General features: G+C 32.6%; 22 protein-coding genes. 15 read left to right on the top strand and 7 right to left on the bottom strand.

Features of this window, described 5'->3' with window-relative positions:
• The first annotated feature begins 18 nt into the window (after positions 1 to 18).
• The 5 genes from brnQ (at position 19) to BQ4446_RS04785 (ending at position 6802) form a co-directional block, all read left to right on the top strand.
• Positions 19 to 1329, top strand: a complete 1311-nt coding sequence (gene brnQ, locus BQ4446_RS04760) for a branched-chain amino acid transport system II carrier protein (protein WP_071027088.1) — start codon at positions 19 to 21, stop codon at positions 1327 to 1329.
• 590 nt (positions 1330 to 1919) lie between these two features.
• Positions 1920 to 4682 carry an S-layer homology domain-containing protein gene (locus BQ4446_RS04770; RefSeq protein WP_071027092.1) on the top strand — a complete coding sequence of 921 codons (2763 nt, stop codon included), beginning with the start codon at positions 1920 to 1922 and terminating at the stop codon, positions 4680 to 4682.
• A gap of 295 nt (positions 4683 to 4977) precedes the next feature.
• Positions 4978 to 5241, top strand: a complete 264-nt coding sequence (locus BQ4446_RS04775; RefSeq protein ID WP_071027094.1) for a hypothetical protein — start codon at positions 4978 to 4980, stop codon at positions 5239 to 5241.
• A 541-nt stretch (positions 5242 to 5782) separates the two neighbouring features.
• A complete protein-coding gene (locus tag BQ4446_RS04780) occupies positions 5783 to 6322 on the top strand; it encodes a transposase (protein WP_071027097.1) in 540 nt (179 codons plus the stop codon).
• Between the two features lie 87 nt (positions 6323 to 6409).
• Positions 6410 to 6802 carry a hypothetical protein gene (locus BQ4446_RS04785; protein WP_135100589.1) on the top strand — a complete coding sequence of 131 codons (393 nt, stop codon included), beginning with the start codon at positions 6410 to 6412 and terminating at the stop codon, positions 6800 to 6802.
• 504 nt (positions 6803 to 7306) lie between these two features.
• Here the strand turns inward: BQ4446_RS04785 and BQ4446_RS04795 are convergent.
• Both BQ4446_RS04795 and BQ4446_RS04800 read right to left on the bottom strand, forming a co-directional pair.
• Positions 7307 to 7780: a peptidoglycan recognition protein family protein gene (locus BQ4446_RS04795; RefSeq protein WP_071027105.1), complete on the bottom strand. Its 474-nt coding sequence runs from the start codon at positions 7778 to 7780 to the stop codon at positions 7307 to 7309.
• Positions 7770 to 8420 carry a sigma-70 family RNA polymerase sigma factor gene (locus tag BQ4446_RS04800; RefSeq protein ID WP_083329038.1) on the bottom strand — a complete coding sequence of 217 codons (651 nt, stop codon included), beginning with the start codon at positions 8418 to 8420 and terminating at the stop codon, positions 7770 to 7772. The genes BQ4446_RS04795 and BQ4446_RS04800 overlap by 11 nt, the downstream gene beginning before the upstream one ends.
• 529 nt (positions 8421 to 8949) lie before the next feature.
• On the opposite strand from BQ4446_RS04800, the gene BQ4446_RS08605 reads away from it, so the two are divergent.
• Positions 8950 to 10395, top strand: coding sequence for a stalk domain-containing protein (locus BQ4446_RS08605; protein WP_071027107.1), 1446 nt, complete (start codon positions 8950 to 8952; stop codon positions 10393 to 10395).
• Between the two features lie 256 nt (positions 10396 to 10651).
• Here BQ4446_RS08605 and BQ4446_RS08115 read toward each other — a convergent pair whose 3' ends face one another.
• The 3 genes from BQ4446_RS08115 to BQ4446_RS04815 are packed head-to-tail and all read right to left on the bottom strand — an operon-like array spanning position 10652 to position 11275.
• Positions 10652 to 10804: a YvrJ family protein gene (locus BQ4446_RS08115; protein WP_083329039.1), complete on the bottom strand. Its 153-nt coding sequence runs from the start codon at positions 10802 to 10804 to the stop codon at positions 10652 to 10654.
• 10 nt (positions 10805 to 10814) lie between these two features.
• The gene (locus BQ4446_RS04810) at positions 10815 to 11027 is read right to left on the bottom strand and encodes a DUF2922 domain-containing protein (RefSeq protein ID WP_071027109.1); all 213 of its coding nucleotides are present in this window, start codon (positions 11025 to 11027) and stop codon (positions 10815 to 10817) included.
• A gap of 20 nt (positions 11028 to 11047) precedes the next feature.
• On the bottom strand, positions 11048 to 11275 hold the full coding sequence (locus BQ4446_RS04815; protein ID WP_071027111.1) for a DUF1659 domain-containing protein: 228 nt from the start codon (positions 11273 to 11275) through the stop codon (positions 11048 to 11050).
• 463 nt (positions 11276 to 11738) lie between these two features.
• Here BQ4446_RS04815 and BQ4446_RS04820 point away from each other — a divergent pair, with 463 nt between their 5' ends.
• Positions 11739 to 11969 carry a FeoA family protein gene (locus BQ4446_RS04820; protein WP_071027113.1) on the top strand — a complete coding sequence of 77 codons (231 nt, stop codon included), beginning with the start codon at positions 11739 to 11741 and terminating at the stop codon, positions 11967 to 11969.
• Positions 11966 to 14038 carry a ferrous iron transport protein B gene (gene feoB / locus BQ4446_RS04825; RefSeq protein ID WP_071027116.1) on the top strand — a complete coding sequence of 691 codons (2073 nt, stop codon included), beginning with the start codon at positions 11966 to 11968 and terminating at the stop codon, positions 14036 to 14038. Before BQ4446_RS04820 ends, feoB begins: the two co-directional genes overlap by 4 nt.
• A gap of 259 nt (positions 14039 to 14297) precedes the next feature.
• Here feoB and BQ4446_RS04830 read toward each other — a convergent pair whose 3' ends face one another.
• Positions 14298 to 15188 (bottom strand): ribonuclease H-like domain-containing protein, encoded by an 891-nt coding sequence (locus BQ4446_RS04830; protein WP_071027118.1) that lies wholly within the window; start codon positions 15186 to 15188, stop codon positions 14298 to 14300.
• Between the two features lie 83 nt (positions 15189 to 15271).
• Between BQ4446_RS04830 and BQ4446_RS04835 the strand changes: the two genes are divergently transcribed.
• The 5 genes from BQ4446_RS04835 (at position 15272) to BQ4446_RS04855 (ending at position 19543) form a co-directional block, all read left to right on the top strand.
• Positions 15272 to 15709: an LUD domain-containing protein gene (locus BQ4446_RS04835; RefSeq protein WP_245149673.1), complete on the top strand. Its 438-nt coding sequence runs from the start codon at positions 15272 to 15274 to the stop codon at positions 15707 to 15709.
• 166 nt (positions 15710 to 15875) lie between these two features.
• Positions 15876 to 17027: a cysteine desulfurase family protein gene (locus BQ4446_RS04840; RefSeq protein ID WP_071027120.1), complete on the top strand. Its 1152-nt coding sequence runs from the start codon at positions 15876 to 15878 to the stop codon at positions 17025 to 17027.
• A complete protein-coding gene (gene thiI, locus BQ4446_RS04845) occupies positions 17028 to 18209 on the top strand; it encodes a tRNA uracil 4-sulfurtransferase ThiI (protein WP_071027122.1) in 1182 nt (393 codons plus the stop codon).
• Positions 18196 to 18756: a LemA family protein gene (locus BQ4446_RS04850; protein WP_071027124.1), complete on the top strand. Its 561-nt coding sequence runs from the start codon at positions 18196 to 18198 to the stop codon at positions 18754 to 18756. Before thiI ends, BQ4446_RS04850 begins: the two co-directional genes overlap by 14 nt.
• A 7-nt stretch (positions 18757 to 18763) precedes the next feature.
• Positions 18764 to 19543, top strand: a complete 780-nt coding sequence (locus BQ4446_RS04855; protein ID WP_071027126.1) for a TPM domain-containing protein — start codon at positions 18764 to 18766, stop codon at positions 19541 to 19543.
• Here BQ4446_RS04855 and BQ4446_RS04860 read toward each other — a convergent pair whose 3' ends face one another.
• Positions 19544 to 20239: a heparan-alpha-glucosaminide N-acetyltransferase domain-containing protein gene (locus BQ4446_RS04860; protein WP_071027128.1), complete on the bottom strand. Its 696-nt coding sequence runs from the start codon at positions 20237 to 20239 to the stop codon at positions 19544 to 19546.
• A 150-nt stretch (positions 20240 to 20389) separates the two neighbouring features.
• Here BQ4446_RS04860 and BQ4446_RS04865 point away from each other — a divergent pair, with 150 nt between their 5' ends.
• Positions 20390 to 20929 carry a helix-turn-helix domain-containing protein gene (locus BQ4446_RS04865; protein ID WP_071027130.1) on the top strand — a complete coding sequence of 180 codons (540 nt, stop codon included), beginning with the start codon at positions 20390 to 20392 and terminating at the stop codon, positions 20927 to 20929.
• Positions 20930 to 20938: 9 nt separating this feature from the next.
• Complete coding sequence (potA, locus tag BQ4446_RS04870; RefSeq protein WP_071027133.1) at positions 20939 to 21976, top strand: spermidine/putrescine ABC transporter ATP-binding protein; 1038 nt, start codon at positions 20939 to 20941, stop codon at positions 21974 to 21976.
• Positions 21977 to 21979 lie beyond the last annotated feature (3 nt).

Consider the following 21979-nt stretch of genomic DNA (forward strand, 5'->3'; position numbering starts at 1 on the left):
TTTTTAAAGGGAGGAATTATGAAACAGAAACATTTTAAAAGTATAATTGTAATCGGATTCGCACTATTCGCTATGTATTTTGGTGCAGGCAACCTAATTTTCCCGCCATATCTAGGATTTATATCAGGTGGCGACTGGATCAAATCAAGTATTGGATTTACAATAGCCGACGCAGGCCTTGGACTCATAGGAATAATTGCCCTTGCAAATTTTGACGGAGATATAATAAAACTAGGTTCAAGAGTAAATAAAAAATTTGCCGTAATTTTATCCCTTGCAATCATACTTTGCATAGGACCATTCTTAGCAATGCCAAGAACAGGTGCCACATCATATGAAATTGGAATCCTCCCAATATTTGGAAGCGGATTTTCAAAATATTTATTTGCAATCATCTTCTTTGGATTAGTAATACTACTAACCATACGAGCTAATAAAGTAGTTGATATAGTAGGGAAATTTTTAACACCAGCCCTAATAATTTGCGTTGGCATACTTATTTTTAAAGGATTTACAAGCCCTCTTGGGGAAATTGCAGACACAAGCCTTGTTGAAGGAGTAGTAAAAAGAGGAATAAGAGATGGCTATCAGACAATGGATGCTTTAGCATCATGTATGTTCGCCCTAGTAATAATAAATGCCGTTAAAGACTTAAAACTGGGCGATAAACTAGGAGAATTTGAAATAACCATAGCATCAGGCACAACAGCAGCCATTTGTTTGGCCATAGTTTATGGAGGCCTTGCCCACATTGGGGCGACCCTTTCCATGGACAAATCTATCCCGGTTGATATAGACAACACAAAACTTTTAGTAGACGTAACAAATGGCCTTCTTGGCAAAATAGGAGTATATATATTAGGAATAATAGTATTACTTGCCTGTTTAACAACAGCCATAGGTCTTGTATCAGCAACAGCATCCTATTTTACCAATCTATTAAATGGTAGATTTTCTTATGGACAAGTAGTTGTAATTGCATCAGTAGTAAGCGGAGTTATTTCTGTATTAGGAGTGCAAGAAATTATAAAAATTTCAGCCCCAATCCTTGAAATAATCTACCCCTGCTGCACAACACTTATAATATTAGGGATGTTTAATAAAAAAATCAAAGACGATTTAGTATATCAAATTCCAGTTTATACAAACTTAGTCCTTGGACTTTTAGCGGCAATACTTGATAGGGGATATTTAAAAGCCTTAGAAAAACCATTTAAAATGCTGCCACTTGAAAATCACGGCCTATACTGGATAATGCCAATGATAGTAACAATAATAATTGCTCTTGCAATATCCAAAACAAGAGAGGCAAAAACTGCAGAAAACTAAACAAAAGATTGAAATATTGGGGACTGTCTCTTGTGGACTGTCCCAATTAAACAAGAAAAAAAGCAGGGCTGTCCTTTTAGGGCTGTCCTGCTAAAAATAAAAAAGAAAAGGAGGACAGCCTTACGTAAAGGTCGCTACGCTCAATTTACTAAAGACAGCCCCTCCTTGTATAAAAAAATGTCGGGGGACTGTCGCTTGTGGACTGTCCCCATTAAACAAAGAAAAAAAGCAGGGCTGTCCTTTTAGGGCTGTCCTGTTAAAAATAAAAAAGAAAAGGAGGACACTCCTTGTATAAAAAAAATGTCGAGGACATTCCCTCCAATATATCAAAAAAATTTCCCATAAAAAACAATATCTGCTATAATAATAAATAATTACTAAAACATTATTTCTTAAATATTTCATAAATTATATTTTTGTAATATAAATGTAATTTTACAAATAAAAAAATAGTGTATAATAGTAATTGTAAAGAGGACAATGACAATTAAATATTCGAAGAGGACGTTTAATTGCCACCTCTATATTCGGAATTATCCGAAGAAGACTTTTGTAGAGTCTACAAAAATTTTTAAGGAGGTCGCAAGACTATGAACAAAAAAGTACTTTCCTTAATACTAGCACTAGTAATGGTATTAGGAACATTCGCAAATGTCTTCGCAGCCGAAGCTGAAGCATCAAAAGATGCTAAAAAAGCAGAAAACGGAGAAAAAGTCGAAAAGATAGTTGGAAAAGACAACAAAATCCAATATATTATCGACAAAAAATTCGTTGAAGGTTACGAAGATGGCTCAATGGGATATGACAAAAATATCACAAGAGCAGAAATCACAAGACTTTTAGTTTTAGCTAATGGTAATGAAGACCTAGCTAAACAACTACAAGGTTCTCTTAAAATTTACTCAGATGTTGATTTAGCACACTGGGCAAATGGTGTAATCAATGTTGGAACAACAAGACCATCATCAGCTAACGGCATTGCAATGTTAGCAGGATATCCAGACGGATCTTTCAAACCAGATAGAAACGTTTCATATGCTGAACTTGCAAAAATGTTAGTAGTTTTAGTTAAAAAAGATTTAACTGCTGATATGGTTAAAAATGCTAAATGGGCTACATCTTGGATGACTTGGGCAGCTGAACTTGGAATTCTTGAAGACGTAAACGTTGCAGATTCTAATGCAGCAGCAAACAGAGCAGATGCATTCACAATGCTTTACAATGCTTTATTCTACATGAAAGAATTCAAGAGAGTACCAGCTAACGAAGTTAGAGGTATCGTATCTGAACTTAACAAGAGCAAATTAGTTCTTAATGAAGAAAAAGATAAAGAATACACAATCACAGCTGATACGGTTTATGTAAACCCACTAAAAGCTGGAAGATCTCAATATGTAACTGTATATTCTATCAACTTTGATAAATATATGTTAGGTTCTCTAGTAAGAGTTCTTGTTAATGACAAGAAAGAAGTAACTCACATTATCGAACTTGGTAACCCATCTGAATTAGCTGTTGGAAATGCTTACGCAAGTGTTAAAGCTGACAATTCAACTTGGGCAGAAGTAGCAGATAATACAGTTGAAACTACTCTATATAAAGATATTTGGACACTAAAAGATAATAAAGAAAAGATTAATGATAGAACATCATATGTTACTGTAGGATTTAAATCTGATAAAACAAAAGCTAACACTATTACATTCCATAATGTACTTGCAAATATGGGAGATTTATCTTTAAGAGTTACTGATAAAACTGAAGTTTATGTAGCTAACCCATATAACAACATTATGAAGAAAGTTTCAGGAATTAATGAAGCTTTATTATTAATTGGTTTCAGAAATTATGAAGCTGGATACAGAATTCCTAACGTATATGCTGGATTTAATTCTGACGGAGCAAGAGATGCTTGGAAGGGCGTTAAACTTGGCGACGGTAGAGATACTGCAACAGTTATCGTATTTAACGTAGTTTCTAAATACGTTGGTGGAGACCTTTACAGAGTTCTTAACTCTACTTCTTCTCAATTCAAAGATACAGTAGAAGATACTGACGGTAAATTATTTGATAGAAATAGCTGGAACGATACATCTGTATTCCCATTAAATTATGGTGATCACCTAGACGTTATCGAAGTTAATAGTTTCAGAGATGCTTCTAACAAGATTGTTAAAATTGACCACTCTGCAACAAAGACATTCCCAATTGTTGAAGTAACTGACAAAGACGGAAGCAAATATCTTGAAGTTGTAGATATTCATGGAGAAAAAACTCTTCTTGACATTAGAGATGCTGACATCTTCTCAGCTAAGAGATTTGACACACTTTCAGTTGGATCTAAGATTCAATTTAGAGTTGAAGATCACGCTAAATATGAAGGTGGCAAACTTGTTGCTAATAATGTAGCTGAAATTATTTCTATACTACCAAGAGATACAAAACTTGAAGGATCTATCTATGGAGTTCTTCCATCAGCATTTGCTGGACAAGAAAGAGGTAGAGTAATTGAAGTAACTAACATTGAAAGCACACATCCAACAGTAACAATGCTTGTTGATTACAATGTATTTAATGCAGCAGATTCTAGAGGATATGCAACATTCAATATTTCTAAAGACACAGCTCTTAAACTTCAACCATATGTTGGAAAAGATACTAAGATTGAATTCAAGGTATTCAAGGATCTTGGATGGGCTGGAAAATTCTATGCAACTGACTTCAGACTTGACGGAGCAAAGAAAGGTTTAGATACTCCTGCAGCACCAACATCTCAAGAAACATTAGAAGGAAAAGTTAAGAACTTAGTTAATGATTATAAAGGTAAAGTTAATTGTGGAAATCTATTAGAAGTTCAAGCTAAAATTAAAAAACTAGATGAAGAAATTGAAAACTACAAAAAAGAAAACTGGAACTTCAAATGGGAACAAGGCAATGTTTACTTTGACGGATATAAAATGTTTAAAGAAGAAGTTGCTGGTGTAGCTGAATTATTTGAAAGAGTTAAAACTCAATTAACTACAGTTTTTACTGCTTTTGAAGGTATTGATTTTGGTCAAGAAGCTCTAACTAAAGAAGCTGTTGAAACTAAATTAAAAGAAAAATTAGTTGATGGAAATGGATACAAATATTCATTAAGTGATATTATGTTAATTGAATCAACTGAATTCACTGGCTATGTAGTTAAAGGTAAAGTTAAAGCAACATTAACTGAAGATGAAAAAGTTTGTTGCGTATCATCAACATTTGAAATGACAATAAAAAGCAACAAATGTGAAAGAGTAACTCCAGATAAACCAGTAATTGAATGCGGTAGCGTTAATGGCAATGGAACTTGCCCAGTAAATTGGTAAAATAACTTATTGAGTAAAAATAAAAAACCTAAGGTTTAAAACCTTGGGTTTTTTTATAACCTTTTTTACTATAATTATTGTGTTAGGATTGTTATTATAAGCAGGGCTGTCCTGCAAAAAACAAAAAATGTGAAGAAAATAAATAAGAATAAAACAAGGAGGACAGCCTTACATTCATTCGCTAATGCTCATTCATTAAAGACAGCCATCCCAAGATAAGAAAACCCAAAGATGCAGGGGACTGTCCCCATTAAACAAAAAAATTAAAGAGAATAAAAGTAGAAAGGAGAAAATTATGGCAGGTAGAGTAGAAATAATTCATGAAGCAGAAATAGGAAAAGAAGGAGAATACATATTATGCTTTCATTATTGCAAATTTGATTATGGAGATGGTAATTCTGAATATGGATATAGGTTTATGTGGAGGGACCCAGAAGGACATCTTTTGCCAGTGAGAGGACAAACAAGAATACCTTCAATAGCTTATATTAAAAAGTTAGTGGCAGAAGCCGAAAAGAACGGATGGGGACACTACACAGGAGAAGAAAAGCCTTTATAAAACTTGCAAAATTTTGAAAATGCAGGGGGACTGTCCATTGAGGATTGTCCCAATTAAACTTTGCAGGGCTGTCCTACAAAAAACAAAAAATGTGAAAAAAATAAATAAGAATAAAACAAGGAGGACAGCCTTACGTAAATTTCGCCATGCTCAATTTATTAAAGACAGCCCTCCTAAAGAATGCAGGGCTGTCCTGCTGAAAACAAAAATGTGAAGAAAATAAATAAGAATAAAACAAGGAGGACAGCCTTACGTAAATTTCGCCATGCTCAATTTACTAAAGACAGCCCTCCTAAGATAAAAAAACCGAAGACAGCCCTCCTAAAAAACTTGCAGGGCTGTCCTGCTAAAAACAAAAATGTGAAGAAAATAAAGAAAAATAAAACAAGGAGGACAGCCTTACATTCATTCGCTAATGCTCATTCATTAAAGACAGCCCTCCTAAGATAAAAAAAAACCGAAGACAGTCATCCTAAGATAAAAAAAGCACAGCAGACCTCCTAACATAAAAAATATGCTATAATAAAATCGAGGTTAAAAAATGAAAAAAACACCAAGACAATATGCTGAAAGCGGGATCTACCACATTTACGTTAGAGGCAACAACAAAGAATATATATTCAAAACAAAAGAAGAAAAAGAAACATACCTTAAAATAATCACAGAAGCTAGAGAAAAATATAAATTTAAAATTCTAGCCTATGCAATAATGGATAATCATGCCCATATCTTATTAAAAATAGAAAATGAAAAACTTTCAAAAGCCATGCAAAATATCCAGCAAAAATATACATATTATTACAATAAAAAATATAAAAGAACAGGCAGAGTTTTCCAAGGCAGATACAATTCAAAAGCCTGCGGCGAAGATGAATATCTTTTAGAAGTCATAAAATATATTCATCAAAATCCTGAAAAGGCAGGTTTAGACCAAAAATTCACATTTGAATTTACATCCCACAAAAATTATATTACAGATGAGAAGGGAATTGTTGATGCAGACTATGTTTTAGGAATTTTAAACCCAGATTTTAAAAAGGCAAGGGAAATATATCTTGATTATTTGAAAAGAGAAGAATAGATACTAAAGAGGGACAGTCCCTCAAACAAAAAAACTGGGGACTGTCCCCATTAAACTTTGCAGGGCTGTCTTGCTGAAAACAAAAATGTGAAGAAAATAAATAAGAATAAAATAAGGAGGACAGCCTTACGTAAATTTCGCCATGCTCAATTTACTAAAGACAGCCCTCCTAAGATAAAAAAACCGAAGACAGCCCTCCTAAAAAACTTGCAGGGCTGTCCTGCTAAAAACAAAAATGTGAAGAAAATAAATAAGAATAAAACAAGGAGGACAGCCTTACGTAAATTTCGCCATGCTCATTCATTAAAGACAGCCCTTCTAAAAACTTGCAGGGCTGTCCTGCAAAAAACAAAAAATGTGAAGAAAATAAAGAAAAATAAAACAAGGAGGACAGCCTTACGTAAATTTCGCCATGCTCAATTTATTAAAGACAGCCCTCCTAAAGAATGCAGGGCTGTCCTGCTGAAAACAAAAATGTGAAGAAAATAAATAAGAATAAAACAAGGAGGACAGCCTTACGTAAATTTCGCCATGCTCAATTTACTAAAGACAGCCCTCCTAAAATAAAAAANTCAATAGCTTATATTAAAAAGTTAGTGGCAGAAGCCGAAAAGAACGGATGGGGACACTACACAGGAGAAGAAAAGCCTTTATAAAACTTGCAAAATTTTGAAAATGCAGGGGGACTGTCCATTGAGGATTGTCCCAATTAAACTTTGCAGGGCTGTCCTACAAAAAACAAAAAATGTGAAAAAAATAAATAAGAATAAAACAAGGAGGACAGCCTTACGTAAATTTCGCCATGCTCAATTTATTAAAGACAGCCCTCCTAAAGAATGCAGGGCTGTCCTGCTGAAAACAAAAATGTGAAGAAAATAAATAAGAATAAAACAAGGAGGACAGCCTTACGTAAATTTCGCCATGCTCAATTTACTAAAGACAGCCCTCCTAAAATAAAAAATGAAGACAGCTCCTCCTAATAATTCAAATTCTTTTCTTAAGTTCCCACCATGCTGCCCAGCCATTTTCAGACATTGATCGTGGGCAAATTTTTCTTGACGCATCATAATGTCTTACAACATTTGCAAGGGGGATCCTATAAAACTCCATAAGTTCCCTCACAAGGGGCAGGGTATTTTCCACTGCCTTTTTATAATCGCCATCTTCATTTATGCAAATTTCAATTCCAATGGAGTTATTATTTGTTATGCCAAAGCGTCCTCTGCCGTCGCCACAGTGCCATGATGCGTTAGCATCTTCCACAAGCTCCACAATCCTTTTGTCATCAACAAAATAGTGGGCGCTGGCACGCCTGTTGCCACCATTAAAATATCTATAGTGGGCAAGGGCATCTGCTCCCTTTCTTGGATTTGCGGTGTCGTGAATCACAATAAATTTTATATTTGTGCCGCCTCTTTTGTGAAAGTTATATTTTATTAATTTCTTTTCAATTATCATTAAAATTCCTCCTTAAATTTTTAAGAGCCTGATTTTTTGCAGCGACTACTGTCCATTTGGAAATTCCCATTTCCTTGGCTATTGCCTTTAGGCTCATTTTTTTGTAATAAAAGTTATAAACTATCATCTTTTGCCTTGGGGGTAGGCTTTTTAAGGCAAGGTTTAATTTTTCATGCCCCTTCTTTTTAATATAGTCCTCTTCAATATCTTCTTCTGATTTTATATTTTCAAGGAGATCATTTCCTTCTTCATCTCTTCTTGGCACTTCTTTTTCTGCCTTAATATATTTTAAGGTGTCAAGGAGATAGTATTTTATATAAGATTTAATGTATTTTAAAAATGATCTTTTCCCGTCAAATGTTTCTAAACTTTCTAAGATTATTAAATTGCAATCTTGGTACAAATCTTCATAGTCCTTATATATGGGGCAATATTTTTTAATAGATGCCTTGATTAAGGGACTTAGCATGGTGAGAAGGTCGAATTTTGCCTTGCCATCGCCCAAAAGTGCAAGATTTAAGCTATGGTTAAAGTTTTCGTAGGTATTTAGCTTATGTGAATTATTTTGTTCTGACATTATTTTTATTTTATTCTCCTTATTATAATCAGCCTTTCTAATTTTATATTTTGTGTTTTCCATATTAACCTCTGGTTTTCTCTGTTTATTCGTAATTTTGTTTTGATTTTTACTTAAGTATTTTTTTGTTTTTATTTTATTTTTTTGTTGGCTAGCCAGACCTTTTTGGTCTTTATACGATTATAGAACATAAGTTTAAAAATTGCAATATGTTTTTACAAATATTCAGAACATAATTTCTTTTTGCGTTTAGGAGATGCTAAGCTGTCCCTATTAAAAAACTTGCAGGGGGATAATGCCTGAGACTGTCCCCTTTTCAGCAGGACTGTCCTGCTGAAAACAAAAATGTAAAGAAAATAAATAAAAATAAAAAAGGAGGACAGCCTTACGTAAATTTCGCCATGCTCAATTTACTAAAGACAGCCATCCTAAAAAATGCAGGGCTGTCCTTAAGAACTAAAGAGGGACAGTCCCTCACATTCTTTATTATTAATAAAATCTTAATTAAACTTTCACAAAATTTTCAGATTTAATGCTCCAAAAATGGCAATGTTTGTAGTATTATATAATTATTAACTTATAGGAGGGAATTATGAATAAAAATTTAAAAAAATACCTTTCAATTACTCTTGCTGGTTTAATGCTTTCAGCTCTTCCTTCTGCGATTTTTGCCAAGACTGATCCTTTAACTGGCAAGGAGATTAAAGATGAAAGAAATTATAATTACAGAAGAGAATTGTACAACAGAGATTATGATTGGGATTCATATCTAAGAGATCATAATTACAGATATTATGGAGATTATAGGGACTATTATTATAGGGATAGATATTATAATAATGATTTTTCTAATGTTTCTTATTCTGACAAGAAAATTTCTGGCAGAACTGCTCCAAATGTTGATGTTTATATTTATAATGGATATGAAAATATAAGACTTGGTAAGAGTGATAGCGATGGATACTTTGACTTTAGTTTGTCAAGGACTTTAGACAGAGATGCTTATCTTTATGCAAGGGACAATTATCGTGAATCTTCAAGATACTATATCTATGGCAGTAACTATTCATATTTAAGAGAAAAAGATGCAAAGAGAGTTTATCCAACAGGAATTTCTACAAAATCTTATGAAGTCTCAGGAAGACTTTCTGATTATGTGAATACAAAAGTTTCTGTTTATGACGGAAATTATTATCTTGGCACAACAAATACAGATAAGGACGGATATTTTACTTTAAAAACTGACAGATATATTGATTCAAGATCCTATTTAGAATTTTATACTGACGGCAAAAAATCTGAATCAAAGACTGAAACAAGTAATGAATTTTCTGTTGCTCCAGTAATTACTAGCGAAGTTAAGGATGGAGCAAGCACTATTTCTGGTGTTGCCGGTAAGGATGCAAAAATTTCTGTTTTTGATGGTGTTAATAAAAATATTGGTGAAGCTACTGCTTCTTCAAATGGATCTTTTTCAGTTTCACTTACTAAGTCTGTTGTTGGCGGCGAAAAGCTAACTATTAAGGCTACTGAATCAGGAAAGAAAGAATCTTCTACTGTTTATGAAGTTAAGGGCGGAGTGGTTAATAAACCTGCTGTTTCTACAAATAAATATTTTGTTTTAACCATAGGTTCAAAATCTTATACTGACAATAATGGCAAGGCTTATACTTTTGACGCTGCTCCTACTATTAAAAATTCCAGAACTCTTCTTCCAATGAGAGCAGTTGCTGAAATGATTGGGGCAGAAGTTGAATGGAATAAAGATTCTAGAACTGCAACTTTTACAAAGGGTTCTAAGACTGCAAGTATTCAAATTGATGGTAACGATATTGTTATTAATGATAAGGCTAATGGAATTGAAAATAAGCTTGTAACTATGGATTCTAAACCTTTAATGGTTGAAAATAGAATTTTACTTCCTATTACTAATATTGCTAATATTTTCTCTTTGACTAACGGAAATACTAAAGACGGTATTAATCAAGATATTGAATGGAATGAAGATAATAGAACTGTTACTATTAATGTAAAATAATTTGAATTAAATTTTTTGGGGATGGTCTTGTTTTGACTATCCCTTTTTTATGGCTAAAAATTTTGTAAAATGCTGGAGACTGTAGCCATGCTTGTACTCGTAGAGTACGGACTGTCCTCATTAAAAAAAGAAATTAAAAAAACAATAAATAATTGAATTAAAGAGGGACAGTCCTTCATAAATCCTAAGATAAAAAAATAAAAGGAGGACAGCCTTACATTCATTTGCATACGCTCATTCATATAAGACAGTCCTCCTATTTAAGTTTCATTGCATCAAGAGCTTTAGTAAGCTCTGATATGCTTGAGTTGAGTTCCTCCAGTTTTTTCTCCAATCTTACAAGCAAATAGCAGGATATAGCAATTGGAAATCCTATATTTGCAATGTTTGATATTAATTCATCAGCCATAAGTCACCTCTTATACAAGTTCAATTTCTTGGCGAGTTACTAAAAAGGCTTTTTGATAGCTTTCAAGTGCAGCATCTTTAGCAGCTACAATTTTTTCATTTACAAGATATGTTCCAAATTCACTTGCATCAATTTTTGTTACATTATCTTTGGGATCAGATATTGATATGCTACATTTTTTGCCGTTCGCATCAACAAATTCAAGTCTTAATGTTTTGTTCATTTTTTTCTCCTTTCTTTAAATTACTTTTCTTCTTTGTTTAAAATTTCGACTTCTGATAGTTTTGTTACAGAGATTAAATTTTTACCAATAATTTTTGATAAAAGATTGCCCGTTTGTAGGGCCTTATCATCAGTAACATTTTCGTTTAATCTTGCAAGGCTTATGGTTTTAGTTGACTTTCTGCCGTTTTCATTTAAGCCGTTGTCAAATTTACTTTTAAGCCTTCTTGTCATAATTTGATTTGCCATTTTTTCACCTCCTGTTATATATATAGAAATAGGGTAGGAAAGTTGCTAGTGTTTTTGAAAATTTTTATTAAAATTTTAAAAATAATAGAAAGCTAGCCTAACATGAAAAACAATGCAGATCGGTCTTGCTTAAAAAATGCCGGGGACTGTCCCCATTACACAAAGAAAATTAGAAAAAAAATTAAACAAAAAAGGGACAGTCCCTCAAAAATAAAAAAATAAAAAAATTCTTGGGACTATAGCCTTGCTTATGGCCACCATTTTCATTACTACATAAGTTTATTGACAAATTTTATAAATAAGTATATTATGAATTTATTAAGTTAGCCTAACCTAATAAATAGGTTATTTTAATTCACTTGCAAAATTTTTATTCATTTTATTTAGCACACAGTTTTTCATTTTAAAATATTTGCAGGTTGCAATCTATGATTAAAATATTAATTAATACTTAGGAGTAATTATGAATTTAAGTGAAGCAAAGGAAGGTCAATCTGTAATTGTTACTGGATTTACTGCCGATTTAAAAATCAGACGAAGGCTTCAAGACCTTGGTATGATTAAGGGAACAGAAATAAAATGTCTAAGTCATTCGCCAATGGGTGATCCCACTGCCTATTTAATTAGAAGGGCAGTTATTGCCATTCGCCAAATTGATGCCAAAGAAGTTTTAGTAAGGGAAGTGGAATTATGACAAATGTTGTTGCACTGGCAGGAAATCCAAATGTTGGCAAGTCAACGGTTTTTAATGCCTTAACTGGTCTTAAACAGCACACTGGTAATTGGCCAGGCAAAACTGTTGAATGTGCAAGGGGAAGCGTAAAAAATAATGACAAAAATTATGAACTTGTCGATCTTCCTGGATGCTATTCTCTTCTTGCTCATTCAGAAGAAGAGGAGATTGCAAGAGATTTTATTTGTTTTGAAAGTCCCGATGCTGTTATTGTAATTTGTGATGCCACAACTCTTGAAAGAAATATGAATTTACTTTTGCAAATTATGGAAACTACACCAAATGTTATCTTGTGTGTAAATCTCCTTGATGAAGCCAAGAGGAAAAAAATAAAAATTGACTTAGATAAATTAAGAGAAAGATTAAAAATTCCTGTTATTGGAACTGCTGCAAGAAATGGGAATGGTCTTGATGAAATTTTTCCTGCCCTTGAAGAGCTGAAAGCTAAAAAGCCTTTAGAATTTATGGTTTCTTATCCAGATGAAATTGAGGAGGAAATTTTAAATTTAAGTGGTGAGGTTAAAAAAGTTTTTCAAGAAAAACTGCCCACTCGTTTTGCCAGCATAAGGCTTTTGGAAGAAGACGGGACTTTTTTTGCATCTTGCCAAAAATATTTGGGAATAAATATATATGAAGAAAAAAATCTTCTTGATGCTTTAAAGGTATCATGGGAAAGGCTAAGGGATAAAAATTTTAGCAAGGAAAAAATTAGAGATGAAATTGCAAATGCCTTTGTTATGACATCTGAAAAAATTTGTGATGGTGTTACGACCTATGAAAGAGAAGACTATAATTATTTGGATAGAAGTCTTGATAGGGTTTTCACTGGCAAAAGTAGCGGATTTTTAATAATGTTTCTTCTCCTTCTTGGGGTTTTTTGGATTACAATTGCCGGAGCAAATGTGCCCTCGCAAATGATTAACACTTTTTTATTTTCTTTTGAAGATAAGATTTTAAATTTTTTAATAAGTATTGGAGTGCCAGAGACCATTTATTCTCCTTTGATTTATGGCGTTTACAGAGTTGTGGCATGGGTAATTTCTGTAATGTTACCGCCAATGGCCATTTTTTTCCCACTATTTACTTTACTTGAAGATTTTGGTTATTTGCCAAGAGTTGCCTTTAATTTGGATAAGGCCTTTCAATCATGTAAAGCCTGTGGCAAGCAGGCTCTGACTATGTGTATGGGTTTTGGCTGTAATGCTGCAGGAGTTACGGGCTGCAAAATTATTGATTCGCCAAGAGAAAGGTTAATTGCCATTCTTACTAATAATTTTGTGCCATGCAATGGCAGATTTCCTACAATTATTTCAACGATTACCATGTTTTTAGTTACGGGCATGGCAAGTGGATTTGTTTCATCCTTTGTTTCAGCTTTAATCCTTGCTCTTGTTATAATTTTGGGAATTTATTTGACCCTTGTTTCTTCAAAATTTTTGTCAAAAACTTTTTTAAAGGGTATGCCTTCATCTTTTACCTTGGAGCTTCCTCCCTACAGACCGCCACAAGTCGGGACTGTAATTGTAAGATCAATTTTTGACAGAACAATTTTTGTTTTGGCTAGGGCAATTGTTGTTGCTGCACCAGCAGGAATTATTATTTGGGTTCTTGCAAATATTAGCCTTGGTGGAGATACAATTTTAAATCATTTTGTGGGATTTTTAGATCCTTTGGCAAGGCTTATGGGTCTTGACGGTGTAATTTTAACGGCTTTTATTTTGGGGCTTCCTGCAAATGAAATTGTTGTTCCAATTATGGTGATGACTTATCTTTCTAAGGGATCGCTTCTTGAAATTGACGATATAAATATTATGAGAAATTTGCTAGTTCAAAATGGCTGGACTATTATTACTGCCATTAATGTAATTTTATTTTCTCTTATGCACTGGCCTTGCGGCACAACTCTTCTTACAATTCATAAGGAATCGGGAAGCATTAAATGGACTGTTCTTGCCTTTTTATTGCCAACTATTTTTGGAATTGTGATTTGTATGGCTTTTACTGCTGTGGCGAGGTTATTTGGTTTTTGAAAAGATATTAAAGGAGGGCTGCCTTATATGAATGAGCGTATGCAAATGAATGTAAGGCTGTCCTCCTTTTATTTTTTTACTTTTTTTATATTAGGAGGGCTGTCTTTAGTAAATTGAGCATGGCGAAATTTACGTAAGGCTGTCCTCCCTTTATATTTTTATTTATTTTTTTATTTTAGGCAGGACAGCACTAAAAGGACAGTCCTGCTAACTTCTTTTTTGTAATGGGGACTGTCCCTTGCGGACTGTCCCCGGCTTTTTATATTTCTTTATCTAATATATATTTTATTAAATTTAAGATGTTTTCTATTATATAATCCTTATAGTATATAATTAAAATTTCTTTTGGACTTTTAAGGACTTCTGAATTTTTTAAGCCTTTAAAGTCTTTTTTTTTGACATAATAGCAGTAATTTTTTTCATCATAGAGATTATTTAAGGAGTTTATTTGGATTTTAAAATTTTCTCCAAGGGATAAGGTATAAAGTCCATTTGCCGAAAAGTAGGAATTTTTATAGTCTGACCTTCCCGTTATGGTTAAAATATTTTTTATTAATAGAATTTCATCAATGTAAAATCTATAATCTTTAAGAGAAAAATTTAAGTAAGATTCTAAAAAGTTTTCAATTTTTGTGTGTAAATTTTCAAGACCTAAAAGGCTTTTATAGGCATAGGTCTTTATTTTTTCAAAAATTTTCTCATCCCTTAACTTTAAATAGTCATCAATTATTTTTGCTAGTTCCTTTCCTGAAAGTTCATCTTTTGGAAGTGAGAAATATTCGTCCATGGAGGATTTTGCAAAGCTATGGCTTTTAAAAATATAGGAAAAAGTTCGCAGCCTTTTTAGAAGACTAATAATTTCAAAATTTACGGGCAGATTATAGGCGGATATTTTTGCCATTAAGAAATTTCTAACAAAGTCGCCATTATAGGCTATAAAATCATTTCCATTTATTATTTCTAGAGTTTCTTTTAAAAGTTTTTCTTCTTCCTTTAAGTCTTCTATAATTAAAAGGCAGATCTTATTTTCATGACCAAGTAAAATTCCTATGGAAAAAATTTCAGAATTATTATAAGATAGACCTGTTGTATTTATGGAAATATATGAATATTTTTTTGGACTTTCCAAATTATAAATATATTTTTTCATTAAATCACCAAGAAAATTATAACATGAATAATAGCTATTTATAAATTCTTTAAAAAATAGTATAATATTTAAAGAGAGCGTATATGATTGATTTAATAAGAACAAAGACTTCTTTAGAAAAGAACGGATTCTTTACATATTTATTTGAAAATAGGGACGAAGCAGTTGATTATTTTCTTCATTTTGCAGGAAGCGGAAAGTCTTTTGGTTTTGCTGGTTCAAAAACTGTTGAAGAATTAGATCTATATAATATTTTAAAGAAAAGGGGAAATCCCTGCTATTGGCACTGGAATGAAAACTGGAAAGTGGCATTAAAAGATACGGCAATATCTGATTTTTATGTTAGTTCTGCCAATGCAATTACTTCTGACTGTAGACTTTATTTTGTGGATAGGATTGGAAATAGAATTTCTTCAATTTGCTATGGCACTAAAAATTTTTTATTTTTGCTGGCAGAAATAAAATTGTTACAAATGGCGAGTAAGCCATTTCTAGAGCTGATAAAATTGCCATTCCTCTAAATTCAAGAAGGATAAATAATGATATTCTTGAAGGGGAGAGAAGTGACAATAGGGTTATTGACGAAGATACTAATAATTTAGAATTATTTTTGGATGTAAATCCCTTGGGAGGAAATTCATTTATATTTTTAATTAATGAAGACTTGAGATATTAATAGGGTGATAAATGATTTATTTAGACAATTGTGCAGCTACAAAAACTTGTGATGAGGCGGCAAAGGCGGCTCTTGAAGCCATGACTTTAGATTTTGCAAACCCTTCATCTCTCCACTCCTTTGGCCTTGAAATTGAAAAGAAGATTGACAGGGCAAGGGAAAATGTGGCAAGGCTTGTAAATGCTAATAAGGAAGATATTTATTTTAATTCTGGAGGAACAGAAGCAAATAATATTGCCCTTCATGGTCTTATTCAAAAAAATAAGAGAAAGGGTAAGGAAATTATTACAAGTTCAATTGAACACGCATCAATTTTAGATCAGCTGAAACACTACAAAAATCTTGACTATAAGGTAATTTTTTTGCCAGTAGATGAATTTGGCCATGTAAAAATTGAAGAACTTGAAAAAGCTATTAATAAAAATACAATTCTTGTTTCCCTAATGCATGTGAATAATGAAATTGGAACTATTAACGATTTGGAAAAAATTTGCAGGATTGTAAAAAATAAGGACAAGAACATTTTGATTCATGGTGATGGAGTTCAAGCTGTTGGGAAAATACCTGTAGACTTAAAAAGGATTGACCTTGATACCTATTCCTTTTCATCCCACAAAATTTATGGTCCAAAGGGGGCTGGGGCTCTTTATAAAAAAAGAGGTCTTATCCTTGAACCCCTTGTTATTGGGGGAGGTCAAGAAAAAAATTTAAGGTCGGGAACGGAAAATGTGCCAGGAATTTTAGGTTTTGGAGAAGCTGCAAGGATTTATAGGGAAAAATTTGATGAAAGATATGCCCATGCAAGGGACTTAAAAAAATATTTAATAGAAAAAGTTTCTGAAAATATTAAAGATTTTAAAATAAATTCACCGGATGATTCTTCACCTTATATTTTAAGCCTATCCTTTAAAAATATTAGGGCAGAAGTTCTTTTACACTATCTTGAAGGGGATGAAATTTATATTTCAACGGCTTCTGCTTGCTCTTCAAATGGCAGTCATAAGTCAGAAACTTTAAAGGCAATTGGCCTTGACGATAATTTGGCTGAGGGCACAATAAGAATTTGCAGTTCAAAGGATATTAGCTTTGAAGATTTGGATATTTTTATAGTTAAATTAAAAAAATATATAGATGAAATTAGAAATATAATGGCAGGTGATTAATTGGAAAAATGTATTTCCATGTCCCTAGGAGAGTTAATTCTCAAGGGTAAAAATAGAAATCAATTTTTGAGAAAATTAATTTCACAAGTAGAAAAACATATAAAAGATTTGCCTCATGGTAAAGTCTACCATAATATGGGTAAAGTTTATGTAGAAGTTTATGAAAATGAAGATTTAATTATAAATAGGCTTAAACACGTTTTTGGAATTGTCTATATGAGTCCTTCCTATAGGATAGAAACAGATGAGGAAAAAATAAAAGAGGCTTTAAGGGAAATTCTTGACAAGGAGCTTTCAGAAAATTCTTATAAAACTTTTAAGGTTTTAACTAAAAGGGCCTACAAGTCCTATCCCTTAAATTCTATGGAAATTTCAAGAAATTTAGGAGCCTTTGTCTTAAAGAATTATCCTTTAAAAGTTGACGTTCATAAGCCGGATTTAAATATTTATTTGGACTTCAAAAAAGATTATTCTTATATTTATACCAAAAAAATAAGGGCCTATGGGGGACTGCCCCAAGGCACAAATGGCAGAGGTCTTCTTCTTTTGTCGGGAGGAATTGATTCGCCAGTTGCTGGATTTTTAATGGCAAAAAGGGGAATTGCCCTTGATCTTTTGCATTTCCATTCTTATCCCTTTACTTCTGAAAGGGCAGAGGAAAAGGTAAAAAAACTTGGAGAAATTGTTGCATCCTATTCTGGAAAGATGACTATGTTTTCTGTAAATTTATTAAATATTCAAAAGGAAATTAATAAAAACTGTCCAGAAGATGAAATGACCTTAATTTCAAGAAGATTTATGATGAGAATTGCCCATAGTTTAAGTGAAAAAAATTCCTATGATGCCATCATTACAGGAGAAAATTTGGGACAGGTTGCATCTCAAACTATTGACGGACTTAAAGTTACAGATGCCATAACAAATAAATTGGTCTTTAGGCCATTAATTGGTATGGATAAAATGGATATAATAAGAATTGCCGAAGAAATTGGAACTTACGAAACTTCCATCCTTCCTTATGAAGACTGCTGCACAGTATTTTTGCCAAAGCACCCTTCTTTAAGACCAAGACTTCAGGATATGGAAAAATCGGAAGAAAATTTAAATATAGAAACACTCGTTGAAGATGCAATAAATAATATGAAGATAATAAAAATAGGAGGTAGTAATGAGAAAGAATAAAGGAGCAGTAGGCATAATTGTTTTAATAGCAATTGTTGTTATTATAGGCCTTGTCCTTGCTAGGCAGTATAATAGCCTAATGAATTTAAGAGAAGATGTTAATAATGCGTGGGCTCAAGTTGAAAATCAGGTTAAAAGACGTGCTGATTTAATCCCAAATTTAACAGCTACAGTTAAGGGATATGCAAAACATGAATCAGATACTTTAACTCAAATTACAAAGGCTAGGGCAGGAGTTCAAAATGCACAGACTCCTAAAGAACTTGCTGAAGCAAATGATGAGCTAAGTCGAGCGATTAATGTTGTTGTTGAAGCCTATCCAGAACTTAAGGCAAATGAAAATTTCCTTGACCTTCAATCACAACTCGAAGGAACTGAAAATAGAATTTCAACTGAAAGACAGAGATATAATGAAAGTGTAACAGTTTATAACAAGGCTAGAAAGAGATTTCCAACTAATTTAATAGCAGGACTTTTGGGATTTGAAGATATGGAATATTTTGAAATTTCAGAAGCAGATAAAGAAGTTCCAAAAGTAGAATTTTAGGTGACTTATGAAGAAAAAACTCTTAGTTATTTTTCTTTTAATAACATTAATTACTTTGCCGGTATTTTCCCTTATAATAGACAAAAATCAAATGGACTACAATGTCTATGATAGGCAGGGAATTTTGTCTGAGGATGCTAAGTCTTATTTAAATAAGACCTGCTATGACCTTCAGAAAAAAACTGGCGGTGAAATTGCCATTGTCATTATACCTACAAGTAACGGTGAAGATTCAAAAACCTATGCAACGGAGATTTTTGATGATTTGGATCTTGGAGAAAAGGGGAAGGATAATGGATGTTTACTTCTCCTTTTAAATAAAGATAGACAGATTCAAATTGAACCAGGTTATGGAGCAGAAGGTTTTATAACTGATGCCAAGGCTTCAAGAATTTATAGAAGGATGGCGGAAATTATTCAAGATGAAGAAGCAAAGGGAGAAGTGGGTTTTGAAAAGGGAATTTTATATGCCTATAATGAACTTTTGAAACTCTATGAAGAAGAATATGACATTAATATAGATGAAAGAGATCCAGGAGAATTTACTGAAGAAAGTGATGAAGATATTTCAATTTCGTCTCTAATAATTTTAATGTTTATAATTTATATTATCTTTAGAATTTTTGGCTCTGGCGGCGGCAGAGGTGGAAGAAAGAGAAGAATGCCCACAATATTTTTTGGTCCTTACGGCGGATTCGGAGGCGGAGGCTTCCGAGGCGGCGGTGGTTTTGGAGGCTTTGGCGGCGGTGGAAGATCTGGCGGCGGCGGAGCAGGTGGTGGATTTTAATTATCTAAGCAGAATTTTAAGAATTAGAAGCAAAACTTCTTGATGAAGTAAATAAATTAAAAGTGAATGCCTACCCATAATATTAATAATATTGTGGGAGGCTTCTTTTTTTTGGACTTTAACAAAGGAAAAGAAGTAAAAGCCCGAAAGGAACAAAAATATCCAAGGGATAAGAGGGAAATAATCTCCTGATGTGAAAGTCTTTGCCGGAAGACCAAGGAAAAATAAATTGTATTCATAAAGATAGGCAGGCAAATTTATTAGTCCGAAGGCAAGACTTCCTCCATAAATTGTCCTAAAAAATAAAAAGAGAGCAAGAAATAGGAAAAAGGCAAAATATGGATTTAATTTTTTAAGAGGATTTTTGAAAATATAAAAAATTATATTGACAAAAAAGAAAAAGTGAATTATACCAAAATAAATTGCATAAGCCCTCATAAAAAAATATGATCCTAAAGTTATGGCTAAAGATGAAAGCCCTAGGACAAAGATTTTTTTAAAATCAAGCCTTGAAAAATTTAAGGAAAGGCCTGAAATAAAAATAAAGGACATACATATATACTGCTGATAATAAAAAAAATTGTAGGGGAAACTAAAGCCATAAATATTTTCCAAATCAAAGATTAAATGGTAAATTATCATATTTATAATTGTAAATCCCCTTAAAAAATCAATGGAATTATATCTTTTTTTCATAAGTAAATTATAGCATAGACTTAAGTTAAATAAAAATTTTATAATAAATTTTAAATTTAATATCTTAAACCACTTGACATTTTTAAAATAAATTATTATACTCAATTTGGTTTAATAATTTAAGTAAAATGTTTAACGGGAGATGACGATTTGCAAATAGGGAATAAATTAAAAGAACTAAGAGTTGCAAATGGCCTAACGCAAGAAGAACTGGCAACAAGAAGTGAACTGACAAAGGGCTTTATATCTCAAGTGGAAAGAGATTTAACTTCACCGTCAGTTGATTCTCTTTTTGACATTTTGGAAGCTTTAGGAACATCAGCATCTGAATTTTTTTCTAAGGATAAAAATGAAAAGATTATTTTTAATGATGGTGATTATTTTGAATATGAAGACCCAAAACTTGGCTATCTAATTAACTGGATTGTGCCAAATGCTCAAAAAAATATGATGGAGCCTACACTAATTTCTCTTAAATCAGGTGGACTTTCAAAAAAAGTCGATCCCTTTGAAGGAGAAGTTTTGGGATATGTTTTAAAGGGAAGAATTGTTTTAAATTATGGGGACAAAAAATTCGAACTGAAAAAGGGAGAAACTTTTTATTTTGAAGCCAACAGGCCTCATTTTCTGGAAAATAAATCAAGTTTCGAAAGTACAGTTCTTTGGATTAGTGCTCCTCCAAATTTCTAGGGGGTTTTGATGAAAAATAATATTGTTATTGAACTTAAAAATATAGAAAAATCTTTTGGAGATAATGTAATTTTAAAAGATTTTAATATGACTGTTAGGGAAAATGAATTTTTAACTCTTCTTGGTCCTTCTGGCTGTGGAAAAACTACAATTTTAAGAATTATTGGTGGTTTTGAAAGCCCTGATAAGGGAAGAGTTATTTTTAAGGGCAAGGACATTACTGATGATGAGCCCTATGAAAGAAGGATTAATACCGTTTTTCAAAAGTATGCCCTCTTTCCTCATTTAAATGTCTATGACAATGTGGCCTTTGGCTTAAAAATAAAAAAACTGGAAAAAAAGATAGTTGACAAAAAAGTGAAGGAAGCCCTAAAACTTGTAAATTTATTTGGCTTTGAAGATAGGAATATTGAATCACTTTCAGGGGGTCAACAGCAAAGAATTGCCATTGCAAGAGCTCTTGTTAATGAACCAGATGTCCTTTTACTCGACGAACCTCTCGGGGCTTTGGATTTAAAACTTCGTCAAGATATGCAAATAGAACTAAAAAAAATTCAAAAGCAAGTTGGAATTACTTTTATATATGTAACTCACGATCAGGAAGAAGCTCTGTCTATGTCTGATACAATAATAGTTTTAAACGATGGAGAAATTCAGCAAATGGGAGATCCAATTTCCATCTATAACGAACCCAACAATGCTTTTGTTGCTGATTTTATTGGGGAATCAAATATTATTAGGGGCAGGATGCTTTGTGACTATAAGGTTGATTTTTTAGGTCACGTTTTTGAATGTGTGGACAAGGGTTTTGAAAAAAATGAAGATGTTGACATTGTAATTAGACCTGAAGATGTAAAACTTGTAAGAGGAGAGGGCATGCTTAAGGGAATTGTTACAAACCAGGTTTTTTATGGTGTACATTATGAAATGACTGTTGCCTGTCAAGGCTTTGAATGGCTTGTGCAGTCCACAGTAAAAAATGAAGCTGGCGAGGAAGTTGGAATTATAATTGAACCAGATTTAATCCATGTAATGAGATTAAAGTAGGTG

Origin of the sequence: Peptoniphilus raoultii (assembly GCF_900099555.1) — a bacterium.
Classification (GTDB): domain Bacteria; phylum Bacillota; class Clostridia; order Tissierellales; family Peptoniphilaceae; genus Peptoniphilus_A; species Peptoniphilus_A raoultii.